Source organism: Paenibacillus sp. 01T422 (assembly GCF_056398785.1).
Map to the genome: position 1 here is coordinate 1 of NZ_JBFTQB010001277.1, position 1311 is coordinate 1311.

General features: G+C 42.9%; 2 protein-coding genes. Both read right to left on the reverse strand.

Annotated features, from left to right (window positions below; all coding sequences use genetic code 11):
• Window positions 1-327 precede the first annotated feature (327 nt).
• Window positions 328-1086 (reverse strand): SDR family oxidoreductase, encoded by a 759-nt coding sequence (locus tag AC1DUA_RS37955; RefSeq protein ID WP_477504623.1) that lies wholly within the window; start codon window positions 1084-1086, stop codon window positions 328-330.
• Window positions 1083-1311 (reverse strand): MerR family transcriptional regulator (locus AC1DUA_RS37960; protein ID WP_477504624.1); only part of this gene is annotated, 229 nt, incomplete at its 5' end. The genes AC1DUA_RS37960 and AC1DUA_RS37955, both read right to left, overlap by 4 nt.

Below are 1311 nucleotides of genomic sequence, written 5' to 3' on the forward strand. Positions count from 1 at the left end.
GTAAGTTGAAAGATGTAATCAAATTGAAATATTATTTTCATTCTGTCTTAATGAATTAAGCCTATACTAAGAGTCAAGACCCCCTTTAAAATATATAACTTAGACTCACGGCCCGTTGCTGTGGGTCTCTTTTTTTATTCACCTAATGGACAGTTGAATGTTAATTCCGGTGAACCGTATTATAAAAAATGGTAAAACGGCTCTTCATTGCGTCTGCGTCAATTGAACAAAGTATCTCAAAGAAAAAGACCATCCGTATTGGATAGTCCTAAAAGATAATGGGTTTGTAAAAGCTATTTTTTGGGTGATTTATTACAATCCAAGCAGTTAGATCAAGTTTTTCGTTGACTGATACATCTTTTCGGTATACACGTCGATATCGTCTCGAGACATGCGCAAGCGGGCTACAGAAGTACCATACCCGATTTCTTTGCTGTCCCCAGCCAATTCGTTGAAAATGGCATCCGCGAAGGCATCCAACGGTTCTCCTTGCGGATGCAATCCTGCCCCCCCTGAATCCGTTACTACCGCTGGAGGAGCAACTTCGACAACTTCGACAGACGTCTCGGATAGCTGGTGTCTTAAGCTTACGGTGTACGAATGAAGCGCCGCCTTGGTCGCCGAATACATTGGTGCAATCGCAAATGGTGTAAAGGCCAGTCCGGATGTGACGTTAATGATTGCCGCCGAATCCTTGGTGGAAAAATAAGGAGCGAACAGCATGGTCAAGTGGAAAGGGGCTTCAAGATTGGTCGAGATTTCTTTCCTGAAATAACCCCAATTGTCTCTGGCATCTGTCTGAAGCACATTAAAACGATGTTGAATGCCAGCATTATTGACTAGCACGTTCACTTCCGGATAGTTCGCCGTTACCCAATCAAATAGTGCTAGGCGATCAGATACCTCTTCCAAATTACATACGCGAGTGATAAGACCCGGAACTTTGTCTTTCGCATCTTGAAGGACATTTTCACGCCGGCCGCATACAATCACTGTATTGCCGTTTTTAATAAATCGTTCTGCCAAAGCTAGTCCTATTCCAGTGCCTCCACCTGTAATCAATAGAGTATTTCCGGAAAGCTTCATGGTCGTTCCTCCTCAATCTGTTTGATATAGCGTTCAATTTTTTCATCGATTGCCGGCAAATATTCGGTCAACAATGCAATCTCATCTAGTATTCTTTGTTTGTGCTCCTTCATCATGTCAAGCCGATGTTTAAGGGTGGCATCTCCTTCTACAATCCATTCCATATACTGCCTGATGCTTTTTATGGGCATATGCGTGTTTTTGAAGCAGACGACAGCTTGAAGA

Coding starts and splice junctions, on each gene's coding strand:
- AC1DUA_RS37955 (WP_477504623.1), bottom strand. CDS start 1,086: ATGAAGCTTTCCGGAAATACTCTATTGATTACAGGTGGAGGCACTGGA.